This window comes from Arthrobacter sp. JCM 19049 (genome assembly GCF_001310435.1).
In genome coordinates, this window is the sequence record NZ_BAXF01000904.1 from 1 (window position 1) to 584 (window position 584).

1 protein-coding gene is annotated in these 584 nt (G+C 68.5%); it reads left to right on the forward strand.

Translation table 11 applies throughout. The annotated features are described in order from the left end of the window. A partial coding sequence (locus JCM19049_RS17030; RefSeq protein ID WP_279403508.1) for a YsnF/AvaK domain-containing protein occupies positions 1-420 on the forward strand: 420 nt, incomplete at its 5' end. Positions 421-584 lie beyond the last annotated feature (164 nt).

A 584-nucleotide genomic window follows, 5' to 3' on the forward strand; every position in this document is an offset into this window, starting at 1 on the left:
TTGGAAACCGGTCGGGCCCGGCTGCGCAAGTACGTGGTGACCGAGAACGTGACCACCACCGTGCCGGTCAGCCATGAAGAGGTGCGCGTGGAGCGCGAACCGATCACCGACGCCGATGCCGCCGGCACCGTGCGCGGCGGCGAGCTGGGCGAGGAGGAGCAGGAAGTGACCCTGCACGCCGAACGCCCGGTCGTGGACAAGGAAGCGGTCCCGGTGGAGAAGGTCCGCCTAGACACCGAGACCGTCACCGACGAGGAAAAGGTCACCGAGCAGGTCCGCAAGGAGCGGATCGAGGCCGAGGGCGATGGGACATCATCGACCCGGAAACCGGTGAACGCACCCGTCGCACGGACCGCTAGGCAGTGCCGCCCGCGCCGCGGGCGGCACCATGGTCCGAATCCGAGAAGGAGGGGAACATGAGTACCAGTGCAGATAAGTCACCGCACGACGACCGTGACTCGGGGCTGACCCGCGGAGAGCGGCTGAATAACGAACGCGACCTGAACCGGGAGGCCGAGCTGAACCGCGAAGGTGAGCTGCGCCGGGACCGGAACCAGGGCCGGGACGCCGTCCCGGACGGGGAG